18 protein-coding genes and 1 riboswitch are annotated in these 23,034 nt (G+C 60.5%); of the genes, 11 read left to right on the top strand and 7 right to left on the bottom strand.

From position 1 onward, the window contains the following. Positions 1 to 209 precede the first annotated feature (209 nt). The 7 genes from ftsE to E6C55_RS09670 all read left to right on the top strand — a co-directional run bounded on the left by ftsE (position 210) and on the right by E6C55_RS09670 (position 7,419). Positions 210 to 896: a cell division ATP-binding protein FtsE gene (gene ftsE / locus E6C55_RS09700; protein ID WP_330999615.1), complete on the top strand. Its 687-nt coding sequence runs from the start codon at positions 210 to 212 to the stop codon at positions 894 to 896. Further along, positions 886 to 1,803: a permease-like cell division protein FtsX gene (ftsX, locus tag E6C55_RS09695; protein ID WP_136369588.1), complete on the top strand. Its 918-nt coding sequence runs from the start codon at positions 886 to 888 to the stop codon at positions 1,801 to 1,803. Before ftsE ends, ftsX begins: the two co-directional genes overlap by 11 nt. 15 nt (positions 1,804 to 1,818) lie before the next feature. Further along, positions 1,819 to 2,997: a murein hydrolase activator EnvC family protein gene (locus E6C55_RS09690; RefSeq protein WP_136369587.1), complete on the top strand. Its 1,179-nt coding sequence runs from the start codon at positions 1,819 to 1,821 to the stop codon at positions 2,995 to 2,997. Positions 2,998 to 3,137: 140 nt separating this feature from the next. Next, positions 3,138 to 4,628: a S41 family peptidase gene (locus E6C55_RS09685; protein WP_136369586.1), complete on the top strand. Its 1,491-nt coding sequence runs from the start codon at positions 3,138 to 3,140 to the stop codon at positions 4,626 to 4,628. A 62-nt stretch (positions 4,629 to 4,690) separates the two neighbouring features. Continuing rightward, the gene (locus tag E6C55_RS09680; protein ID WP_136369585.1) at positions 4,691 to 6,181 is read left to right on the top strand and encodes a PDZ domain-containing protein; all 1,491 of its coding nucleotides are present in this window, start codon (positions 4,691 to 4,693) and stop codon (positions 6,179 to 6,181) included. A 319-nt stretch (positions 6,182 to 6,500) separates the two neighbouring features. Beyond that, positions 6,501 to 6,616, top strand: a riboswitch (guanidine-I (ykkC/yxkD leader). A 141-nt stretch (positions 6,617 to 6,757) separates the two neighbouring features. Then, positions 6,758 to 7,102: a DMT family transporter gene (locus E6C55_RS09675; protein ID WP_136369584.1), complete on the top strand. Its 345-nt coding sequence runs from the start codon at positions 6,758 to 6,760 to the stop codon at positions 7,100 to 7,102. A 2-nt stretch (positions 7,103 to 7,104) separates the two neighbouring features. Further along, positions 7,105 to 7,419 carry a DMT family transporter gene (locus E6C55_RS09670; RefSeq protein ID WP_136369583.1) on the top strand — a complete coding sequence of 105 codons (315 nt, stop codon included), beginning with the start codon at positions 7,105 to 7,107 and terminating at the stop codon, positions 7,417 to 7,419. A 5-nt stretch (positions 7,420 to 7,424) separates the two neighbouring features. Here the strand turns inward: E6C55_RS09670 and E6C55_RS09665 are convergent, their stop codons facing one another. The 4 genes from E6C55_RS09665 to E6C55_RS09650 all read right to left on the bottom strand — a co-directional run bounded on the left by E6C55_RS09665 (position 7,425) and on the right by E6C55_RS09650 (position 10,652). Next, the gene (locus E6C55_RS09665) at positions 7,425 to 8,114 is read right to left on the bottom strand and encodes an SdpI family protein (protein ID WP_230986621.1); all 690 of its coding nucleotides are present in this window, start codon (positions 8,112 to 8,114) and stop codon (positions 7,425 to 7,427) included. After that, positions 8,107 to 8,385 (bottom strand): autorepressor SdpR family transcription factor, encoded by a 279-nt coding sequence (locus E6C55_RS09660; protein WP_136369582.1) that lies wholly within the window; start codon positions 8,383 to 8,385, stop codon positions 8,107 to 8,109. The genes E6C55_RS09665 and E6C55_RS09660 overlap by 8 nt, the downstream gene beginning before the upstream one ends. A gap of 128 nt (positions 8,386 to 8,513) precedes the next feature. After that, positions 8,514 to 9,632 carry a hypothetical protein gene (locus E6C55_RS09655; protein ID WP_136369581.1) on the bottom strand — a complete coding sequence of 373 codons (1,119 nt, stop codon included), beginning with the start codon at positions 9,630 to 9,632 and terminating at the stop codon, positions 8,514 to 8,516. Positions 9,633 to 9,638: 6 nt separating this feature from the next. Further along, on the bottom strand, positions 9,639 to 10,652 hold the full coding sequence (locus E6C55_RS09650) for an SPFH domain-containing protein (RefSeq protein WP_136369580.1): 1,014 nt from the start codon (positions 10,650 to 10,652) through the stop codon (positions 9,639 to 9,641). Between the two features lie 170 nt (positions 10,653 to 10,822). Between E6C55_RS09650 and uvrB the strand changes: the two genes are divergently transcribed. Beyond that, positions 10,823 to 12,829, top strand: a complete 2,007-nt coding sequence (gene uvrB / locus E6C55_RS09645; RefSeq protein ID WP_136369579.1) for an excinuclease ABC subunit UvrB — start codon at positions 10,823 to 10,825, stop codon at positions 12,827 to 12,829. Positions 12,830 to 13,264: 435 nt separating this feature from the next. Here uvrB and E6C55_RS09640 read toward each other — a convergent pair whose 3' ends face one another. From E6C55_RS09640 to E6C55_RS09630, 3 genes are all read right to left on the bottom strand, one after another. Further along, positions 13,265 to 14,143 (bottom strand): transposase, encoded by an 879-nt coding sequence (locus E6C55_RS09640; protein ID WP_168735555.1) that lies wholly within the window; start codon positions 14,141 to 14,143, stop codon positions 13,265 to 13,267. A 256-nt stretch (positions 14,144 to 14,399) separates the two neighbouring features. Then, the gene (locus tag E6C55_RS09635; RefSeq protein WP_136369577.1) at positions 14,400 to 15,191 is read right to left on the bottom strand and encodes an SDR family oxidoreductase; all 792 of its coding nucleotides are present in this window, start codon (positions 15,189 to 15,191) and stop codon (positions 14,400 to 14,402) included. Next, positions 15,169 to 15,717: a GNAT family N-acetyltransferase gene (locus E6C55_RS09630; RefSeq protein WP_230986620.1), complete on the bottom strand. Its 549-nt coding sequence runs from the start codon at positions 15,715 to 15,717 to the stop codon at positions 15,169 to 15,171. The genes E6C55_RS09635 and E6C55_RS09630 overlap by 23 nt, the downstream gene beginning before the upstream one ends. A 221-nt stretch (positions 15,718 to 15,938) precedes the next feature. On the opposite strand from E6C55_RS09630, the gene uvrA reads away from it, so the two are divergent. The 3 genes from uvrA to E6C55_RS09615 all read left to right on the top strand — a co-directional run bounded on the left by uvrA (position 15,939) and on the right by E6C55_RS09615 (position 22,962). Beyond that, positions 15,939 to 18,803 (top strand): excinuclease ABC subunit UvrA, encoded by a 2,865-nt coding sequence (uvrA, locus tag E6C55_RS09625; protein WP_136369576.1) that lies wholly within the window; start codon positions 15,939 to 15,941, stop codon positions 18,801 to 18,803. A 220-nt stretch (positions 18,804 to 19,023) separates the two neighbouring features. Further along, entirely contained in the window at positions 19,024 to 19,704 is a 681-nt protein-coding gene (rpiA, locus tag E6C55_RS09620; RefSeq protein ID WP_136369575.1) for a ribose-5-phosphate isomerase RpiA, read from the top strand. A 24-nt stretch (positions 19,705 to 19,728) separates the two neighbouring features. After that, on the top strand, positions 19,729 to 22,962 hold the full coding sequence (locus tag E6C55_RS09615; protein WP_136369574.1) for an ATP-binding protein: 3,234 nt from the start codon (positions 19,729 to 19,731) through the stop codon (positions 22,960 to 22,962). Positions 22,963 to 23,034: the final 72 nt, after the last annotated feature.

Genomic DNA, 23,034 nt, shown 5'->3' with positions numbered 1-23,034 from the left:
AGATGCTGGCATACACATATACGATTATCCAGAGGCCATTGTTGTCGGTGCAGATGAGAAATTTTTAAAAAAGTCCGCAATCGCAAGCGGTACAAGCCTTCCAGGTCGAACGGGCCCGGGGGTTGCCGACGAGGGAGATCGACAATGGAAGGATTTTCGCGCATGATGTCGAAGTATCTAAAGTCTGAATTCAAACAGGAAGTGATCATGTGATAGAGATGCACGACATCTGGAAGACCTACCCGGATGGAACATCCGCGTTGCAAGGAATCAACGTGGTGATCGATCGCAACGAGTTCGTTTATATCGTCGGTCCTTCCGGTGCAGGGAAGTCCACCTTCATGAAGCTCATCTATCGGGAGGAAGTGCCCACGAAGGGACAGTTGTCCGTCAACGGGTTTAATATAGGCAAGCTTAAACCGCGCAAGATTCCGTACGTTCGCCGCAATATCGGCGTCGTGTTCCAGGACTTCCGGCTGCTGCCGAAGCTGACGGCTTACGAGAACATCGCGTTCGCGATGGAAGTCATCGAAGCGTCGAAGCGTTCGATTCGCCGCCGCACGATGGAGGTGCTCGATCTTGTCGGCCTGAAGCACAAGGCGAACAGCCTGCCCGCGCAACTGTCCGGCGGGGAGCAGCAGCGCGTCGCCATCGCGCGCGCCATCGTCAACAGCCCGGCCGTAATCGTCGCGGACGAGCCGACCGGCAATCTCGACCCGGAGACCTCATGGGGCATCATGAAGCTTCTGGAGGAGATCAACTTCCGCGGCACCACGATCGTCATGGCCACCCACAACAGGGATATCGTCAACAGCTTGCGCAAGCGCGTCATCGCAATCGAGCGGGGAGCCATCGTGCGGGACGAGCAGAGAGGGGAGTACGGCTATGAGATTTAGCACCCTCCTCCGCCATCTGCGGGAAGGCTGCAAGAACGTGCTTCGCAACGGCTGGATGTCCTTCGCCTCGCTTGGTTCGATTGTCGTCTCTTTATTTATATTGGGCGTCTTCATGCTTCTTGCCCTGAATGTCGATAAGCTGGCCAGTCAGATCGAGAGTCAGGTGGAGATCCGCGTCTACGTGCAGCTCGGAACCGAGCAGGCGAGGATTGACGAGATCAATCGTACGATCGGGCGCATTCCCGAAGTGAAGAAGGTGACCTTCGTCTCGAAGGCGGAAGGGCTCGAACGCTTAAGGGAGAACCTGGACGAGAATGCGAAGACGGCGCTGCAAGGATATGAGAACGAGAACAATCCGCTGCCGGACGGCTTCGATATCGAGGTGTTCGATCCGCAGAAGGTCGCCTACGTCGCCAAGCAGATTCAGGCCATCAACGAGACGAACGCCGATCGTCCGATCATGGGTGTGAACTATGGCCAAGGCACGGTCGAGAAGCTGTTCCGCATCACGAACGCGGTGCGCAACATCGGCCTCGTCATCGTCGCGGGCCTCGCGGTCATGGCGATGTTCCTGATCTCGACGACGATCAAGATGACGATTCTGGCCCGGCGCCGCGAGATCGGCATCATGAAGCTGGTCGGCGCGACGAACAACTTCATCCGCTGGCCGTTCTTCGTCGAAGGGGTGCTCATCGGCTTGGGAGGAGCGGCCATCACAAGCGGCGTTCTCATGTACGGATACGCCAGATTAATCGATACCGCTCAATATGATATGGGGCTGATGCTGATCAAGCTGGCCACCGTTCAAGAAGTAGGCTGGTCCATTACCGGAACGCTGCTCATTCTGGGCACGCTGCTCGGCATCTGGGGAAGCGTCGTGTCCGTCCGCCGTTACTTGAAGGTATAGGGAGGAGAAGGAAACGTGAAGCGCAAGCTGCTGGCGGTGCTCGCCATGATGTTCGCCTTTGTTATGCTGACGCAGCCTTACGAGAGCCATGCGGAGACCGAGCTTCAGAAGATCGAGAAGGAGATCAAGAAGCTCCAGGATCAGATGAACCAGGCGACCCAGGATAAGAAGAAAGCCGAGCAAGAGGCCCAGGAGCTGGCGGCCAAGAAGAACGCGACGAAGGAGGACATCAACGCCCTCCTCGCCGAGATCGAGCAAGCCGGAGCGGAGATCGAGAAGACGCAGACGCAGATCGACGCCGCGGAGGAGAAGCTGCTTCAGACGACGGAGGAGCTGGAGAAGGCCGAAGCCGAGCGGCAGAACCGCGACGAGCTGCTCCAGAACCGGATTCGGCTCATGTATACGAACGGGTCCGTCTCCTATCTGGAAGTGCTGCTCAGCTCGACGAGCTTCAGCGACTTCCTGACCCGATTCGATGCGCTGAAGTCGATCATGAATCAGGACAAGCAGGTGCTTGTGCAGACCGAGGAATACAAGGCGCTCGTCGAGGACAAGAAGGCGCAGGTGGAGAGCGATCTGGCTGCCGTCCAGACGCTGTACCAGGAGATGACCGAGCGCAAGCAGAGTCTGGAGATCAAGGAGCAGTCCAAGGAGGTGCTTATCTCCCAGTTGGACAAGCAGATCGAGGAGACCGAGGACATCAGCGAGGAAGCGGAGAAGGCGCTGATGGACTTCGGCAAGGAGTACTCCAAGCTGCTCGAGAAGAAGAACCAGATCAAGAACTACTACAAGGGCGGCAAGCTGGGCGTTCCGCTGCGCGCCTCCTATCGAATCTCTTCGCCGTTCGGCTATCGGACCCACCCGGTATCCGGCGAGAAGAACAAGCTGCACACGGGCATCGACATGGCCGTTCCGAAGGGAACGCCGGTCTATGCCGCCGAATCGGGAGTCGTCATCGTCGCCCAGTCGTGGAGCGGCTACGGCAACACGATCATCATCAACCACGGCGGCGGGCTGTGGACGCTGTACGGCCACCTTCTCTCGGGAGGCATTCTCGTCAAGAAGGGCGAGGAGGTCAAGCGCGGGGACAAGATCGGCCTCGTCGGCATGACGGGCACCGCGACGGGATACCACCTCCACTTCGAAGTGCGGAAGAACGGAGAACCGGTCGACCCGGCTCCTTATTTGAAGTAAGACGAGGCTCTTCGTCGCCATAAGGACGGCGGAGGCGCCGCTTCTCGGGGCAGCCGCTCTCATCTCCCGCGCAAGCGGGGGAGGCGGCTGCTTTGCCTTTCCCACAGGTCTACCATCCATTGCAATTGGGGTGAGTCTTCATGATGTTCCGCGGACGGACGGTGCTGGCAATTATCCTTCTGACCGCGCTTGCGACTGTCATTGCGACAATCGGGGCGATCGGCTTATCGGGGAATACGAATTGGAGCTTCGGCGCGGGCTTCTCTTCGGGTTCGTCCAAGGGGTCCGCCGCGTCGGAGGACGAAGGCTGGAATCGCGCGGAGCTGAAGAAGCTGAACGAAGCGTTCGAGCTTATCAAGGAGAAGTACCTGCTCCCGATCGACAGGGAGAAGCTGCTCGACGGAGCCGTCTCGGGGATGGTCTCCTCGCTGGGCGATCCGTATTCGGCTTATTATTCCGCGGCGGACGCCTCCAAGTTCACCGATTCGGTGCAGGGGACGTTTACGGGAATCGGAGCGAGGCTGGACCTGATCGAGGGGGCCGTCGTGATCGAGAAGGTGATCAAGGGCATGCCCGCCGAGAGAGCCGGCCTGCGGGTCGGGGATATTCTCTTGTCCGTGAACGGGGAGAGCCTGGAGTCGCTGTCGCTGAGCGAGACGATCGCCAAGATTCGAGGGCCGAAGGGAACCAAGGCGAAGCTCACGGTGAAAAGAATCGGGGTCGACGAGTTGCTCGAGCTGGAGCTTGTCCGGGATCGGATCGTGGAGGAGACGGTCGGCAGCGAGGTTGGAGCGGACGGGATCGCTTACCTGTGGATCAGCCAGTTCACCTTCGATACGCCGAAGCTGGTCGAGGCGGAGCTTCAAGCGCTGGAGAATACCGGCTTCCGGGCGCTCGTGATCGATGTGCGGGACAACCCGGGCGGCGTGCTGACCGCGGTCGAGGACATCGCGAAGCTGTTCGTTCCGGAGGGGAGGACAATCGTGATCGAGGAAGACAGCCTCGGCCGTCAGAACAAGATTGTGTCGGAGGGAGCGAGCGATTCGGCAAGCCGCGGACAGTATCCGTTGATCGTTCTTATGAACGGCGGGAGTGCCAGCGCCTCGGAGATTCTCGCGGGAGCGCTTAAGCAATCGGCCGGAGCGGTGCTGGTCGGAAGCCAAAGCTACGGCAAGGGCACCGTCCAGATCAGCTACGAGAACGAGCTCGGCGACGGAAGTCTGCTCAAGCTGACCGTCTCCAAGTGGCTGCTGCCCGACGGGACCTGGCTGAACGGGAAGGGAATCGAACCCGACATCGAGGTCGAGATGCCGGACTATTATTCGGTATCGGTGCTGTCCAGAGACCACGACCTGAAGCGGGACGAGACCGGGGAGGACGTGCGCAGCCTGCAGATCATGCTGGAAGGAGCGGGCTACGAGCCCGGCCGCAAGGACGGGTACTACAGCGAATCGACGGAGCAGGCGGTGCTGGCGTTCCAGAAGGACGCCAAGCTGCCCGAGACGGGCATCGTCGATGCCGCCACGGCCGACAAGCTCGAGGACACGCTGAGCTTGCGGATGCAGAAGCTGGAGAACGATCCGGGCTGGCAGGCGGCGCGCGCTCGCGCGTTGGAGGAGATCCGCGGATAGAGGCGGAAGGAATTCGCGGCCCTCTTGTCGAAGTGGTAGAGCGGCGTAAAGGGGGATGAGAAGTGAACTCTCTTATGGATGTGTTGGGGGAAGCGGGTCAAGCTCTGGCGGCGTTGCTTGCCTCTCCCTTTCTATATTTGGCCGTTCTGCTGGCTTGGTGGCATGCGAAGCAGGAAGTCGTGCTTCAGCGCGCCATGTTCCACGTCAGGCTGTACAGCTCGCTGACCGTCGCCTTCTATCGCACGCTCGCGGGCATAGGAGCGGGAGTTGTGCTGTCCGTTCTCAGCTTGGGGACGGGCGGCCGGCTGGACGAGGCGACGCTTGTCTGCCTCTGGATCGCGCTTCCCGTGCTGGCGCTGCTTCGGCTGCGCTATGTGTGCATCGCTTACGGCGCCGGTGCGCTCGGCGTTGTGCAGCAGATTCTGGAGTGGAGCGGAGTGAGCGCTGCGGACGGCGCGGCGGCGAAGGCGTTGCTCGGGATCGACGTCCCGGCCCTTCTCGTGCTGGCGGGCTTGCTCCATATCGGGGAAGGGCTGCTCGTGCGTTGGCAGGGCTCCCGGTTCGCGGTGCCTCTGTTCCTGGAGGGGAAGCGCGGCAAGCCGGTCGGAGCGTTCGCCCTGTCGGGCCTGTGGCCGGTTCCGCTGCTGTGGCTCGTCCCCGCGACGGGGACGGCTGGCGGCTTCTCCCTGCCGTGGACGCCCTTGTCCGACTTGGACGGCTCCGTCGCGAGCTGGGCGCTGCTCGGCTTTCCCGTGCTCATCGGCTTCACGGATCGGACAACGACGAAGTGGCCGGAGATCAAGGCTCGCGAGCTCGGCTGGGGGCTTATTGTGTACGGCGTCGTAATCGCCGGACTTGCTGCGGGAGCCTGGTACTGGCAGCCGCTTGCGATTGTTGCGGCGATCGCCGCATTCGCGTTGCACGAGGGGCTTCTGCTCTGGGGACGGTCGGGAGAAGCGGGAAGGGAACCGCTGTTCGCCCAGAACGGCCGGGGCGTGACGGTGCTTGCCGTGCTTCCGGGCACCCCGGCGGCGGAGCTCGGCTTCCTGCCGGGCGAGAAGATCATGAAGGCGAACGGGCAGAAGATCGGGAACAAGGAGCAACTGCATGAAGCGCTGCAGCTTCAAGCGGCTTATTACAAGCTTGAGATCGCGAACCGCGACGGCGAAGTCCGGTTCGCGCAGCGGGCGCGCTATGCGGGCGAGCCGCATCAGCTCGGTCTGATTCTTGCGCCGGATGAGGACGCCGATTGGGTCGCCGCGCCGCGTTCCGGCTCGATCTGGCAGGGCTTGCAGCGGGCCGGAGCCAAGAGGCGGCCAAGCCGCAGGGGCGCGCTCGCCGCGAAGGCTGCGGAAGAGGCGAACGGGGCAAGCGGAGAGCTGGCGGCAGGCGAGGCTGCGAGGAATGCGGAGGCTGCGGGCGATTCCGCCTCCGCGGCTTCCTCAACCGTCCCGGCAACCGGACCCGCGGGACCTGCGACCGCTCCAGCCGCTTCGCCGGAGACGAAGAGCGATCCGAACGCGCTGCCTCCGCGCAGAGCCAGGAGCAAATAAGCAAGATCGATCAAGACATTTCCTGATTTAAACGGAAATGTCTTTTTACTATTATATGTATAAATGTCATATGACAAAACTGATGACAGCGATCACTACCGATGCCGACAGACAAACATTATGATGTAAATTGGCGATACTGCTCGTCTATTGGCGGTTGCGCGAGTCGGGACGTCGAACAGGGGGGCGTTCGACGGTCGTCCGCTCGACGGGTGCAACCCAGCATCTTGCATAAGCGGGGGTGATAAGACAGCCGCAACAACTGTCAACAGGCAACTGGTTGACAGAGTAATTCAAGCTTGATAGGATGGAACGACATCGGAAGCTTCCCTAGGGTTCCGCGGCGACCGCCTTGCGCGGCAGCCGGCCTGGACCGAGAGGGAAGGCGCGATCCCGATAGGGATGCGCACACGGAGGGATAGAAGCCCGGGAGCAGCTCGATGCCGGCTGGCGCGCGATTGCGCGGACAGCTTGGCTCGGGAGAGCTCCCGGGATTTTTTTGGTGTTGCGGACGGTCATCCGGCTGTTGCCAACCTCGTTCGATGTTAAGCCAATCAAGCGAAGGAGGCTGCACTCATGAATCGATATTGGCTGCTGTTGATCGCAGCGGGACTCAGCGAAGTGGGCTGGGTGTCGGGGCTTAAACATGCCGACAGTTGGTGGACATGGACGCTGACGGCGATGGTCATCGTGGCGAGTTTCTGGGTTCTGATCGCGGTGTCGAAGGTTCTGCCCGTCGGAACGACGTACGCGGTGTTCACGGGAATCGGCGCGGCGGGGACGGTGCTGGGAGAATCGATTTTCTTCGCTGAACCGCTCAGTTGGGCCAAGCTGCTGCTCGTTCTCCTCATGATCGTCGGAATAGCAGGATTGAAGTTAACGGCCGGCCATGAGGCGGAAGACAAGGAAAGGGGGGAATGAACATGGCATGGATCATGCTCGTTCTGGCGGGACTTGGAGAGGTCGTCGGCGTGATCGGATTGAACCGGTGGAATCAGAAGCGGCAGGCAAGCTCGCTTGCGCTGCTGCTCGCGGGATTCCTCTCCAGCTTCGCGCTCCTGACGGCGTCCTTGCAGTCGCTCTCCATGGGCACCGCGTACGCGATCTGGACGGGAATCGGCACCATCGGCGCGACTCTGCTCGGAATGATCTTCTTCGGAGAGTCGCGCAACGGTCGCAGAATCTTGTTCCTGGCGTTGGTCGTTGCCGCCGCCATCGGGCTTAAGCTCGTAGAATAGCCCGCTTAATTCGCCCGGGGTCCTCTGGCGTACAGCACATAAGAGTATGCGGCCGGCACGAGCGCGCTTCCGAGGGCGGCGACAAGCACGACAACCGCAAGCCATGCATTGGGCACGACCCAGGCGGCGGCGAACATGAGCAGACCGGCGACGACCCACAGCTTGGCGGCCAGGCGATGAGTGCGGTTCCAGTTCGTCTCGTCGCTGAGCGCCCAAGGCGTCCGAATTCCGACGAAGAAGTTGCTCTTCACCTGGCTCATCCGGTTGCCGAGCACCATCCACAGCACTCCGACCGCTCCGATAATAAGCTTCGGAATCGGGAGGGAATAACCCAACTGGTCGGCAATCATCAGCACAAAAATCACATGGATAAACAAGCTGAGTCCCCAACGAATAAGGGAGAAGTACCCTTGGAATCGCGAATAGTTGCTCCTCCGGGGATCGATGCGGCGCAGCACGGTCATCAACGCCGGCAACAGGATGGCGGTCGCTCCGTACGTCAGCCAGAAGTCCCGCTTCGCCATCATTCGGTCGACTTCGCCGGCGACATTGTAATGTGCGGCGACCTCGCTCGGCAGCTTGGCGTCGAATATCAGGTACATCGCGGCGCAGAGAATAGCGTTGGCGAGAAGCAGCCAGGTGTCGTTGCGAGTCCAGCGCGGCGTGTCCGGCCGAGGGGCTTGTTGATCATACACGCGAATCGTCTCCTTTGGTTCCCATCATCCCGAGAAACCAGCCCAGCGTCTCCTGGATGACGGTCATATTCAGGGAATAAATAATGTTCTGGCCTTGCCTCGTGTCATCGATCAGCCCCGCATTCTTCAGGGTGCTCAAGTGGTGGGAGATGCTCGGCTTGGAGATCGAGAACCGATCGGCGATCTCCCCGGCGGTCAGATCCCGTTCCTTCAGCAGTTGGATAATCTGGCGCCGGGTCGGATCGGCCAACGCTTTGAACGTGTCGTTCATAGGAAGCCGCCTCTTCATTAGATATTTAGATAATCATCTAAATAAAGTGTATCGCATTGTCGCTTCTTATGCAAGAGTCCCGAAGCCGCTGCAAGGGGCCCGAAGCTGCGCTTCGGACCCTCGCCGTGCTATTCGTTCTGCATGAACCACCAAATAATCGGAATCGCCACCGCCAGGCAGAAAAGCACAAAAAACGTGATTTTCACGGCACTGCGAGGCACGAGCCCGGACACGAGGCCGGTCTGACCGTTCACCATATACCGGTAAGGCTTGTTCCTGTACTTGTAATTGGCGTTCCAGACCGGCAGCAGAATGTGTTTGTAGGTGCGATTGAAGTAGTTCGTTCCGACCCGCAGCCCCCGAATCTCGTCCCCGCCGATTCGTTGCCGGATCTCATTATGCAGCGTGCTGCTCATCCGATTCCTTGCCCGCTGCCAGCCTTCGCTTCGGTTCACCGAATACTTCTCGGCGACATAGCCGCTTAAGTATTCGGGAAGGTAGCCGGTCAGCTTCTCGAGGCGGAAGTTGCCGAGCTTCTGCAGCAGCTCGCCGTCGTATTGGCCGGAAGCGGGGATGAGCACATCGTCGAAGGAGCGTCCGTAATCGCCCGAGACATGCCGCCAGACCGTATAGCGAACCCTCTCGGTATACGTCTCGCGCCTCCCGTTCACGACCCTTGTCCGCGTCTCGTTCCGGTAATGGTAATCCCCGCGCTCCGCGGAATAATTCGAATACGTGTCGGAATCGAACGTCCAGTAGGGAATGTAAATTCCGGTCAGGGCGGAGTCGATCTGCCCTTTCTTGAACGCGTTCGGCACGAACCAGCGCTTCTTCTTCCAGGCGCGGAATGCATTCACGGCTTCACTCTTGGACACCTGGAACGGAATCATCGTCTCCGGACGGATCGCATCGGCGGCGTCCTCTTGCAGGAGCACCTTGGGCGAGCCGCAGAACGCGCAGAGCGTCGCGGTCTGGAGGAGGGGGATCAGGCTCACCCCTCCGCAGTTCTCGCACTTGACGGCTTGCTGCTTGATGCCCCAGTCCTTGCGCTTCGGGTCCGCCTCCGCATCCAGCTCCAGATCGTATTCGACCGGCCGCTCGTCCGAGGAGACGATGGCTTCTTCGCGGCCGCAGTACTGGCACTTCATCGCTTGCGCTTCGGAGTCGAAGTGCATCGGCCCCCCGCAGCTCTTGCAGGGGAAGGTGATCGGTTCCGGGGATGAAGGAGGTGTCGCTTCCATCGTCATCGTCCCTTACACCTTCGTTCCGCAGCCGGAACAGAACTTCGCGCCGGCGGCCAGAGACTGCCCGCATTCCGAGCAGAAGCTCTTCTTGCCCGAAGGGGAGCCCGAATTCGCAGCGCCGGCATTCGCAGCTCCCGCGGACGAGGCTCCCGTATTCGCGGCTCCGCCTCCGTTCATCGCCTGGGCGAACATCTGGCCCATCGCCATGCCCGCCCCGAGTCCGGCGCCCGTGCCGGCCGCTCCGGAATCGGGATTATTCGCCGCTTCGCGCAGCGCTTCCGCCGCCTGATACTTCATATACTGATCGAGATTCCCGGCAATGTTCATCGAGGATCTGCGATCGATCATCTTCTCGACATCCTCCGGCAGACTCAGGTTCTCCACTTGAAGCCCGGTCAGCGCAAGTCCCATGGCGCCGAACTTCGGTTGAAGCAGCTTGGAGATATCGCGGCCCAACTCCTCGTAGGAAGAGGCGAGGTCGGCCACCGGAATGTTCGATTCCCCGATGCGGTCGCTGACTCCGGTCACGATAATCGACTTCAAGTACCCGGCAATCTGCTCGGGAGCGAAGCTGGAGCTCGTCCCGATAATCTCGCGAAGGAAGAGTGCGGGATCGCCGACCCGGATGGAGTAGCTGCCGAAGCCGCGCAGCCGAATCATGCCGAACTCCGTGTCGCGCATGATGACCGGGTTCGTCGTCCCCCACTTCAGGTTCGGGAAGCTTGCGGTGCTGACGAAGAACACATCCGCCTTGAACGGCGAGTTGAACCCGTGTTTCCACGATCTCAAGGCGGTCAGCACCGGCATATTTTGCGTATTGAGCGTGTATGTTCCGGGGCCGAACACGTCCGCGATCTGCCCCTCGTTCAGGAAGATGGCCGTCTGCGATTCGCGTACGACGAGCTTGGCTCCCATTTTAATCGCGTTATCGTAAGCCGGGAAGCGGTAAACCATCGATTCTTTGTCGCCGAGCCATTCGATCACCTCGATAAATTGGCCCTTTAAGAAGGAGAACAGTCCCATAGCGTTACCTCCGTCGGATAATTTCCATTCACCTGGTTGAATCTATTATACTTTACGGTGGAGAGTTGCAGTAGGTCGCTTTTGACGCGAATGCGGACGATAGTTATAATGGGATGGGAACATACATTCGATCGGCTGAAAATAAACCAAAACACGGAGGTGCACCATTCATGTCGGAGACGTCATACGAGTATGCGCCCGCGAACTTCAAGGTGGAATCGGACTATACGCCTCAAGGAGACCAGCCGGAGGCGATAAAGGAACTGGTCGCCGGCTTGAACGCAGGCATCCGGCATCAGACGTTGCTCGGCGCGACCGGGACGGGGAAGACGTTCACGATCGCCCACACGATCGCCCAGGCGAACCGCCCGGCGCTCGTGATCGCTCACAATAAGACGCTCGCGGCCCAGCTATGCAGCGAGTTCAAGGAGTTCTTCCCGAACCACGCGGTGGAGTACTTCGTCAGCTACTACGATTATTACCAACCCGAAGCCTACATTCCTTCGACGGATACTTATATCGAGAAGGATTCGAGCATCAACGACGAGATCGACAAGCTGCGCCACTCCGCGACCTCGTCGCTGTTCGAGCGCCGCGACGTCATTATTGTCGCCAGCGTGTCCTGCATCTATGGCCTCGGTTCTCCGGAGGAGTACCGCGATCTTCGGCTGAGCCTGCGGGTCGGGATGGAGAAGTCCCGCAACGCGATTCTGCATAAATTGGTCGATATCCAATATCAACGCAACGACATGAACTTCGTCCGCGGGACGTTCCGCGTGCGCGGCGACGTGCTGGAGATCTTCCCCGTATCGCGAAGCGACCGCGCCATTCGCGTCGAGCTGTTCGGAGACGAGATCGAGCGAATCGCCGAGATCGACACGCTCACCGGCGAGATCGTCGCCGACCGCGAGCATATCGTGATCTTCCCGGCGTCTCACTTCGTCACCGGCGAAGAGAAGATGAAGGTTGCGCTGGTCAATATCGAGCGCGAGCTCGAGGAGCGGCTGGCCGAGCTTCGCGAGGACGGCAAGCTGCTGGAGGCGCAGCGGCTGGAGCAGCGCACCCGTTACGACCTGGAGATGATGGCGGAGATGGGCTTCTGCTCCGGCATCGAGAACTACTCGGGACCGATGACCTTCCGCGAACGAGGAGCAACTCCGTATACGCTGATGGACTTCTTCCCGGATGACTTCATCACGATCATCGACGAGTCTCACGTGACGCTGCCGCAGATTCGCGCGATGTACAACGGGGACCAAGCCCGGAAGACCGTGCTCGTCGATCACGGCTTCCGGCTCCCGTCGGCGAAGGACAACCGGCCGCTTAAGTTCGAGGAATTCGAGAAGAAGGCCAAGCAACTCGTCTACGTCTCCGCGACGCCCGGCCCATATGAGATCGAGAATTGCCCGACGATGGTGCAGCAGATCATCCGACCGACCGGCCTCGTCGACCCGATCATCGAGGTCAGGCCGACGAAGGGGCAGATCGACGATCTGCTCGGCGAGATTCGCGACCGGATCACGAAGGACGAGCGGGTTCTCGTGACAACCCTCACGAAGAAAATGTCCGAAGACCTGACCGACTACCTGAAGGAGGTCGGAATCAAGGTCAATTACTTGCACTCGGACATCAAGACGCTGGAGCGGATGGCCATTCTGCGCGACCTCCGGCTCGGCACGTTCGACGTGCTCGTCGGCATCAACCTGCTTCGCGAAGGACTCGACTTGCCGGAAGTATCGCTTGTCGCCATTCTCGACGCCGACAAGGAAGGCTTCCTTCGCTCCGAGCGCTCGCTGATTCAGACCATCGGCCGGGCGGCGCGCAACTCGGAAGGCCGCGTCATCATGTACGGCGACAAAATCACCGACTCGATGGAGAAGGCGATCGGAGAGACGGAGCGCCGCCGCGCCATTCAGGTTGCCTACAACGAGACGCACGGCATCACGCCGCAGACGATCCGCAAGAAGGTGCGCGACGTCATCGAGGCGACGAAGGTCGCCGAGCAGAAGAGCACGTACCTCACCGGAGCGGAGAACGTCGACAAGCTGACGAAGAAGGATCGCCTGTCCCTCATTCAGCGCATCGAAGCCGAGATGAAGGAAGCGGCGAAGAGCCTCCAATTCGAACGCGCCGCCGAGCTCCGGGACGCCCTGCTGGAACTGAAGGCAGGCATGTAAGCCAATAAGCCTCCAAGCGAAATGACGCTGCACCCAAGCGCCGGCCGGACGCCTGCACCAATGTCCTTCCGGCGTTGTTTGTTTACCTGCTTGCAGGGGCTCTGTCTTCGTCCTCGTCCTCGTCGCCATCTCCGCTCCGTCCCCGAGCAATACTATCTCTTTTTTTTTCATTATGCCTCCTCTCCCGCTTGCTCAGGAAGCGCTTGCGTCATTGGGAAGGCCAAGGTTCGCCAACCTTGAAGAAGCTTCGCCAACGCAGACCAAACTAAGGCACGCCAATCGTGCACGGACCAATCGAGAACGCGCCAATCGAACGTACGCCAATCCGACGCACGCCAATCGAAGGTACGCCAATCCGACGCACGCAAATATAACGATAATTGATCGCATCAGGGGCAGCAGGAAGTCTTGCCCGCCTCCGCATTCGTCTTTAGATTAGCAGGCAAGCCTGAGGAAGGGATCGGATCGCTCTGCACGGCAACTGGACTGACAGGCTTGAACGGTAAGTCGAAGCAAATCTTCTTCGTTCTGCAGAGCATTCCAACGGAAGACCGACTCGGCCAGGTACTTAGGCAAAGAAGCCAGTCCGATGCCGTGATAGGTCGTCTGGATTCGTTGGAATTCCTTGCGAATAATTGGAGTCATCGTCCGGCAATGACGAACGGTCAGAAACCAGGATCGATGCACCTCGTTGGCTTGGCTGACGGGATCGGAAGCGAAGCATTGATGTTTGAATTCACGCCAGGTGTCCCTAATCATACAGCGGCCATTCATCTGGCCGCGTTCCAGCATCACCCAAGTCATGCGCTTAGGACGGTTGGAGTCGTCAATCTCGGTGGCAATGGCTAACGGTTGCTGCCGATCGCCTATTTCCAGGATGAGCTTGCCGGGAGTCCCGAATACAGCCAGGCCAGCTTCGATGCGCCCGCTAAGAAGCGTTGTCCCGCAGCCAAGCAGACTCTCGCGAATCTTATTCATCATGGAATAAGCCGTCTTGTAGGTCACGTTAATCAGCTTGGCAAGCTGAACGGCATTAATGCCAGATTGCGGATCACCCATTCGTTCCATAGCGATCAGCCACTTCGATAGCGGGGTCCGCGTGCCTTCCATGCAAGTGCCCGAAGTCACGGAAGTCTGAAGGCGGCAGCGAACGCATTCATAGAGAGGCATTCGGCGAGTTGTGATCGTATAGGCTGAGCGATGACCACAGAGCGGGCAGTGGAATCCTTCCGGCCACCGGCAATGGATAAAATAAGCCAAACAAGCCGCTTCGCCGCCGCGCGCCGTAAGATACTCCGCATAGCTACCGAACATAACATTTCCCCCTCCAAAAAAACAGAACATTTGTTCTTGTTTATTATAGCATTTTATGGGAGGAATGCAAATCTTATCAGTGGGAAATTGGCGAAAAAAAAGGCGAACGGCAGGGCTTCTATGAAGCAAACATCCTTGCACGGTTCCTGAACGAAGGGGAGAGGAGGCATAATCGATTAGAACGAGGGTTGTGTGTCAAAGGGATCGGGGCAGCGGTGGAGACGGCTGCTCAGGCCGCGCTGCCCCGATGTGAGGTTCAAAGAGAGCGGACCGTTCCGCCGTCGACGAGGAGGGCTTGGCCGGTGACATAGCTGTTGGCGAAGGAGCCGAGGAAGACGGCCGCCTTGGCGAATTCTTCCGGCATGCCGGCGCGGCCGAGCGGGATGGCTGCGTTGGCGGCTTGGCGGACTTGGTCGACGGTCTGACCCGTTCGTTCGGCTCGCAAGCTGTCGAGTTGGGCGATGCGATCGGTGCCGATTCGTCCGGGGGCGACGGTGTTGATCAGGATGCGATCGGGCGCCAGCTCCAGCGAGAGCGTCTTGGCGAGCGATTGCACGCCGGCGCGGAATACGTTCGACAGGATCAGGTTCGGGATCGGCTCCTTGACGGATACGGAGGCGATGTTCACGATCCGGCCGCCGTCCGAAGCCGCACGCAGATGGGGCAGGGACTCGCGGATCAAGCGAACGACGCTGAGCAGCGTGAGCTCGAAGCCGCCCTGCCAGCCGGCATCGTCGAATGCTTCGAAGCCTCCCTGGGGAGGCCCGCCGGCGTTCGTCACAAGAACGTCGAGCCCGCCATGACGGGCGACGGCCGATTGGATGGCGGCACGAACCTCCTCCGGGCTCCTGACGTCCAACTGCACGACGTGCGGAACGAGGCCGGAAGCTGCGGCAATCTCGTCCCGAGCGGCCTGCAACCGATCTTTATCGCGGCTCGCAATCGTGACTCTGGCGCCCTCGCGGGCATACTCCAACGCAATCGCTTTGCCGATGCCTTTGCTGGCTGCGGCGACGAATACCGATTTATTTTCCAATCCCAGATTCATTCGGCTTCTCCTCGCTTTCGATTTTGATGCCCAGGATGGCAAGATCCCGGAGGACTCCGTCGAGCTCCGCCACTTCCGGATAGTAGCCCCATTGCTCGAAGCCGAGCTTGCGAAGCAGCCCGATGCTCGGGGCGTTATGAGCGAACACGAACCCGAGAATCGTGTTCACCCGCAGGCGGGGACACTCCGCGAACACATGCTGCACGATCCGGGTGCCGACGCCGGTTCCCCTGGCCGCCTCCGCAACGTAGACACTTAGCTCCGCCGTGCCGTTGTACGCCGGTCTTCCGTAGAAATCGCCAAGGCTTGCCCAGGCAAGCAGTTCTCCGCCTCGCTTCGCGACCCAGATCGGCCTGCGGTCCGGCGTGTGGGATTCGAACCAGGGCAAGCGCTCTTCCGCCGTGACCGGATTGAGGTCGGCCGTCACCATGCGGGAGGAGATCGTTCCGTTATAGATGTCGACGATGGCGGGCAGATCGGCTCGTTCGGCGAATGCGAACAGCAAGCTTTCTTCGTCATAAGCCAAGATGATGTCGCTCCTTCATGTGGAATGCGAGTGCCGTGTAGGTTGGTCTCTACCTGTGATTGTATTCGAGTTTTGGGGTCGGGACAACCGAGGGGGAAGATTGCCATTTGCAACCTAAAGAGGGCTTCGCTATAATGGATGGGAACACATATTCTTATGAACGGATAATCGCGGCGGCTCGGCGCCGGCTCGCAATGACCGTAACGAAAGGGGCTTTACCGTTGGCCAATGAGAACATCGTCATCAAGGGCGCGCGCGCCCATAATCTGAAGAACATCGACGTGACCATCCCGCGCGACAAGTTCGTCGTCTTGACTGGACTGAGCGGCTCGGGCAAGTCTTCGCTGGCGTTCGACACGATTTACGCGGAAGGGCAGCGGCGCTACGTGGAGTCGCTCTCGGCGTACGCACGGCAGTTTCTCGGCCAGATGGACAAGCCGGATGTCGATTCGATCGACGGTCTCTCGCCTGCGATCTCGATCGATCAGAAGACGACAAGCCGCAACCCCCGTTCGACGGTCGGCACGGTGACCGAGATTTACGACTATCTGCGTCTTCTGTTTGCCCGGATCGGGCGGCCCCACTGCCCGGACCACGGAGTGGAGATCACTTCGCAGACGGTGGAGCAGATGGTGGACCGAATCATGGAGTATCCGGAGCGGACCCGGCTGCAGATTCTGGCTCCGATCGTCTCCGGGCGCAAGGGAGAGCACGTCAAGCTGCTCGCCGACATTCAGAAGCAGGGCTTCGTTCGGGTTCGAATCAACGGGGAGATTCGCGATCTCGGGGAGAAGATCGAGCTCGAGAAGAACAAGAAGCATTCGATCGAGGTCGTTGTGGACCGGATCGTCGTGAAGGACGACGTGGCGACGCGGCTGGCGGATTCGCTCGAGACGGCGCTCAAGCTGTCCGACGGTCAGGTGATTGTGGACATCATCGACAAGGAGGAGCTGCTGTTCAATTCGAAGCTCGCTTGTCCGGTGTGCGGCTTCTCGATCGAGGAGCTGGCGCCGCGGATGTTCTCCTTCAATTCGCCGTTCGGGGCTTGCCCGGAATGCGACGGCCTCGGGGCCAAGATGGTTATCGATCCCGAGCTGCTGGTGCCGGATCGCGACCGGAGCATCGAGCAAGGGGCGTTCGAAGCATGGGCGGGCAGCACGTCGAACTATTACCCCCAATTCCTGGCTGCGGTGTGCGAGCACTACGGCATTCCAATGGACAAGCCGGTGTCCGAGCTTGGCGACAAGCAATTGAATACCTTGTTGTACGGGACGGGCGGGGAGCGGGTTCGCTTCCGTTACGAGAACGACTTCGGCCATAGCCGGGATGCGCACGTTCCGTTCGAGGGCATTGTGCACAATCTGGAGCGCCGATACCGGGATACGGCGTCCGACGGCATCCGCGAGTTCATCGAGGAGTACATGAGCGCTCGGCCGTGCGGCAAGTGCAAGGGGCATCGCCTGAAGCCGGAGACGCTCGCCGTGACGATCGCCGGGGAGAACATCTCTTATGTGACGTCGTTGTCCATCGGAGACGCTCGCCGGTTCTTCGCCGGGCTCGAGCTGAACGAGAAGGAGCTGCAAATCTCGAATCTTATTCTTAGGGAGATTAATAATCGCCTCGGATTCCTTGTGAACGTCGGGCTGGACTATCTGACGATGTCGCGGGCGGCGGGCACGCTGTCCGGCGGCGAGGCTCAGCGAATTCGGCTGGCGACGCAGATCGGTTCGAGCTTGATGGGGGTTCTCTACATTCTCGACGAGCCGAGCATCGGGCTGCATCAGCGGGACAACGACCGGCTTATCCAGACCCTCGAGCATATGCGCGATCTCGGCAACACGCTGATCGTTGTGGAGCACGACGAGGACACGATGCGGGCGGCGGACTATCTGATCGATATCGGCCCCGGAGCGGGCGTGCACGGCGGGAGGGTCGTGTCGCAAGGAACTCCGGAAGAGGTCATGGAGGACGAGAATTCGCTGACGGGAGCCTACTTAAGCGGCCGGAGGTTCATTCCGGTGCCGCTTGATCGGCGGAAGCTGAACGGCAAGTGGCTCGAGGTCAAGGGAGCGAAGGAGAACAACCTGAAGAACTTGAGCGTCAAGATTCCTCTTGGGGTTTTCGCGGCGGTTACCGGGGTGTCCGGCTCCGGCAAGTCGACGCTCGTCAACGAGATCGTGTACAAGACGCTTGCGCGCGACTTGAATCGGGCGAAGATGCGTCCCGGCGAGTACAAGGAGATGCTTGGCATCCGGCATCTGGAGAAGGTCATCGACATCGACCAATCTCCGATCGGACGGACGCCGCGGTCGAACCCGGCAACCTACACGGGATTGTTCGACGACATCCGCGACGTGTTCGCGATGACGAACGAATCGAAGGTTCGCGGCTACAAGAAGGGGCGCTTCAGCTTCAACGTGAAGGGCGGACGCTGCGAGGCGTGCAAGGGCGACGGGATCATCAAGATCGAGATGCACTTCCTGCCGGACGTCTATGTGCCTTGCGAGGTGTGCAAGGGCAAGCGCTACAACCGCGAGACGCTGGAGGTCAAGTACAAGGGCAAGAATATTGCAGATGTGCTGGAGATGACGATTGAAGCGGCGACGGAATTCTTCCAGAATATTCCGCGCATCCATCGCAAGGTGAGCACGCTGCTCGACGTCGGCCTCGGCTACATGACGCTCGGCCAGCCGTCGACAACGATGTCGGGCGGCGAAGCCCAGCGCGTGAAGCTCGCCGCCGAGCTGTACCGGCGCAGCACGGGCAAGACGCTCTATATTCTCGACGAGCCGACGACAGGGCTTCACGCCGACGACATCGACCGTCTGCTGCAAGTGCTGCAGCGGCTCGTCGATTCGGGCGAGAGCGTGCTTGTGATCGAGCACAATCTGGACGTCATCAAGACGGCTGATTATTTGATCGATCTCGGCCCGGAGGGCGGCAGCGGCGGCGGAACGATCGTCGGCACCGGCACGCCGGAGCAGCTTGCGCAGAACGCTGACTCCTATACCGGGCGCTACTTGGGGCCGGTTCTGGAGCGCGATCGCGCCCGGACGGAAGCGGCGCTGGCGGCGGCGCAGGGGTGAAGTCAGGCGGGGCATAGGCGCGTAGACGCTGATGGGCCGCGCGGTTGGCCGAATTGATAGATTAGGCGAACGAATCGCATAGAATGAATGGAATGCGGCAGAGCCGGTCCCTTGGGGGGACCGGCTCTGTTTGCCATGGGCGCGCCCGGAACCCTATCCTTTCGGTTGCTTTGGTAGTATACTTTTCGATAAAACGCGGTGGGATCGGAGTTGTCATGCGATGAACGCGGACGAGTTGAAGAGGAGAGCGGCGGAGAGAGCCGCCGAATGGATCGAGGACGGAATGACGGTCGGACTCGGAACGGGGTCGACCGCTTATTGGGCCATTCGGCGGATCGCCGAACGCGTGAAGGAAGGGCTGTCCATTCGGGCGGTCGCCAGTTCGATGCGCTCCGAGCAGTTGGCGATCGAGCTGGGCATCCCCTTCGTCTCTCTGAACGAGATCGATCGAATCGACCTGACGATCGACGGGGCGGACGAGGTGGACGAACGTCTTCATCTGATCAAGGGAGGGGGCGGAGCGCTGCTGAGGGAGAAGGTGCTGGCAGCCGCGAGCGATCGCTTCGTCGTTATCGTGGACGAATCCAAGCTCGTTCCGACGCTTGGGGCGTTCCCGCTGCCGGTGGAGATCGTTCCGTTCGCGGAACGGCTTACGTTGAATCGGCTGTGCGAGCTGGGCGGCGATCCCGTCATTCGGCTGGCGCCGGGCGGCGATCGCTACGTAACGGACAACGGCAATTGGATCGCGGATTGCCGCTTCGGCCGCATCGTCGATCCGGCAAGCTTGAACGCCCGGCTGAACCAGATTCCGGCCGTCGTGGACAACGGCCTCTTCATCGGCATGACTTCCGCCGTCGTCGCTTCACGGAAGGATGGAAGCATCGAAGTTCTTATGCCCTGAACGGGCAGAAGGAGACCGAGTATCGTGAACCGTTTGAAGCAAGCCGTTGTCCCTGTTGTTTTTCTCAGCTTGCTTGTTGCGGGCTGCTGCTGGTATCTGCTCCTCTCCTACCGCTCGATTGACGGACAAGCTCCGGAAGCGGTGCAAGGGGTATTGGATCTGACGGAGTGGAACCGGGAGGGTCAGAGCATCGTTCCTCTGAATGGGCAGTGGGAGTTCTACGAGGGCAGGCTGCTGGAGCCGAAGGACTTCATGGAGGCGAACGCGGCCGGCGGAGCCGCTTCGAGCTTGACCGGCTACGAGGACGTTCCGTCCGCGTGGGAGGTCGGCGGCGAAGCGGGCGAGCCGTCTTCCTTCGGCTATGGAACCTATCGCCTCACGATCCGGCTTCCGGCTTCGGGCGACGGCAGATACGGGATAATCGTCAACAATGTGAAGACGGCCCATCGGCTGTTCGCGGACGGCGCGGAGATCGGCTCGGGGGGCATCCCCGGCGCGGGCCGGACGAGCACGGAAGCGGCAAACCTCCCTTATGCAAGCTATCTGGAGGCAAGCGGCGGCAAGCTTCAGATCGTGCTTCAAGTGGCCAATTACGATTACACGACCGGCGGAATTACGCACCCGATCTACTTCGGCGAACAGAAGGCGATCGCCGGCTACCGGGACAAGACGGTTGCGCTGGATGCTGTAACCGGCTTCATTATACTGCTGCTCGGCGCTTATATGATCGTGCTCTATCGGATGCGATCGGGCAATCAGGACGCGCTGCTCTGGTTCGGGCTGACGTGCATCGCGAACTTCGTCTATCTGATGACGCACGGGGACAAGCTGTTCGGTCTGATGTTCCCGGATATGTCTTACATAGCGTTTACGAAGCTGCAGTTCCTCTCGGGACTTGCCTCGGAATACAGCTTGCTCATGTATACGCGGCTCTCCTTCCCCCGCTATGCGCAGCGGTGGATCGTGCGGACGTTCGAAGCGGAGCTGGCGGTTCGTCTTCTCGTCATTCTCGCCGCTCCGTCCGCCGTATTCAGCTCCTGGGATTGGCTGTATTACTTGCTCAGCTTCGCGCTCATGTTCTATTGCATGGGAATTATGGGCAGAAGCGCCGTTCGCCGCGATGAAGGCGCGCTGTACATGGCGCTCAGCGCCTTGTTCATCTTCCTCATCAACCTCGGCTCGTTCCTGTACAACGGCGGAGCGATGGCGGCTTACTCCCTGCAGCCGATCTCCTTCGTCGGCTTTATGCTCTGCCAGCTTCTGTTCCTGTCGCGACGGTTCACCCGGGCGTTCACGACGGTGGAGCGGCTGTCCGAGAAGCTAAAATCTCTCGACAAGCTGAAGGACGAATTCATGGCGAATACGTCCCATGAGCTGCGCACGCCGCTTCACGCCATGATCAACATCGCCCAATCGATGCTGGACGGGGCAGCCGGGAAGATGAGCTCCGTCCAAGGGCACAACCTGTCCCTCATCGTCAATTCGGGCCGTCGCATGTCTCATCTCGTCGGCGACATTCTGGATTTCTCGAAGCTGAACAACGGAGAGATCGTTCTGCGCGCGGACTCCGTCGATCTGAAGGCGCTCGTCAAGGTCGTGCTGGAGATGCACGCCGTCAGTTCCAATCTTCGGGTCCGCCCGATCGACCGGCTGCCGGATACGCTGCCAAGGGTCCGGGGGGACGAGGATCGGCTGACGCAAATCTTGCACAACCTGATCGGCAACGCATTCAAGTTTACGTCGGAGGGGGAGGTCGCCGTCTCCGCCTCGGCGAGGAACGGATGGGTGGCCGTCACTGTCTCGGATACGGGAGTCGGCATCCCGCAGGACCGGCAGGAGGCGGTCTTCGAGTCGTTCGAGCAGGCGGACAGCTCGATCGCGAGAGACTACGGCGGCATGGGCCTGGGGCTTAGCGTGACGAAGAAGCTGGTCGAGCTGCACGGAGGATCGATATCCGTCCGTTCGCAGCCGGGGGAGGGCGCCGCCTTCACCTTTACGCTTCCGATCGCATCTCCGCTCACTTCCCCGACCGCATCCCCGGCTGCATCCCCGACCATCTCATCGGCCGCCTCCCCGGCTGCCTCCCCGGCTGCCGAATATGTGGCGGCGGCCTTGGAGAGATCGGAGGCGGCGACGGTGCCGGACGGCCGGCAGCCGGAGCGGCAGGACGCCGCGCCGCGCGTCTTGGCTCGGCATCCGCAGACGATTCTGGTCGTCGACGACGATGCCGCGAATCGCCAGGTGTTGATCAATCTGCTCACGATGGAGAGCTATTCGGTGCTGACGGCCTGCGGCGGCGAAGAGGCGCTGCAGCTTCTGGAGGAGCGCAAGGACGTCGAGCTCGTCGTCCTGGACCTCATGATGCCGCGGATGAGCGGCTACGAGGTGTGCCGGGCGATCCGCACGCGCTACTCGCTGTCGGAGCTTCCGGTGCTCATTCTGACGGCGCGCAGCCGGATGGAGGATCGCCTGCTCGGCTTCGAAGCGGGGGCGAACGATTACTTGGGCAAGCCCGTCGAAGCCGAGGAGCTGAAGGCGCGGGTGCGCACGCTGCTGGAGATGAAGAGCTCGGCACGGGAGCTTGTTCGTTCGGAGCTCGACTTCCTGCGCGCGCAGATCAAGCCGCACTTCCTGTTCAACGCGCTTAATGCCGTCCTCTCGGCAAGCTACACGGACGTCGAGCGATCCCGGGAGATGCTGGGCCGGCTGAGCCAGTTCCTGCGCGGCAGCTTCGACTTCGACAGCCGGGAGGAGCTCATTCCGTTCGCGAAGGAGCTCGAGCAGACGAAGTCCTATCTCTTCATCGAACAGGCCCGCTTCGGCGAGCGGCTGAAGCTGGAGTTCGACATCGAGGATGGCCTGGACGCGCTCGTTCCGCCGCTGATCGTGCAGCCGATCGTGGAGAACGCGGTCCGACACGGCGCAACGAAGCGGCTGTCCGGCGGAACCGTGTCCATCGTCGCGAGAAGCGAGGGGGCGGGAGGCATCGTCGTCGAGGTGGCGGACAATGGGCCGGGAATGCCGCAGGCGGAGGAAGCCGGAGGGGACGAGGCCGGAGATAACGCTGCCGGGATGAACGATGCCGGTGCGGAAGGTGCCCGCCTCCGCCGGACCGGCGTCGGCCTGGCGAACGTGCGGCGCCGGCTGCGGACGCTCTACGGGACGGAGCTGGAGATCGACAGTGCGAGCGGGCAAGGAACGAAGATCACGCTCCGAATCGGAGCCGCCTTGTCCAGGCTGCGCGAAGAAGGGGAATAGCCTGCATTGTCGAACAAGTAAGGTATTGTCGAACTATTGTCGGAGAAGCAAGGAAAGGCTCGTACGAGGACA

Origin of the sequence: Cohnella fermenti (assembly GCF_004801405.1) — a bacterium.
Lineage (GTDB): Bacteria > Bacillota > Bacilli > Paenibacillales > Paenibacillaceae > Cohnella > Cohnella fermenti.
Note: the sequence above shows the minus strand (reverse complement) of the source record. Positions and strands in the feature narration are given on the sequence as shown.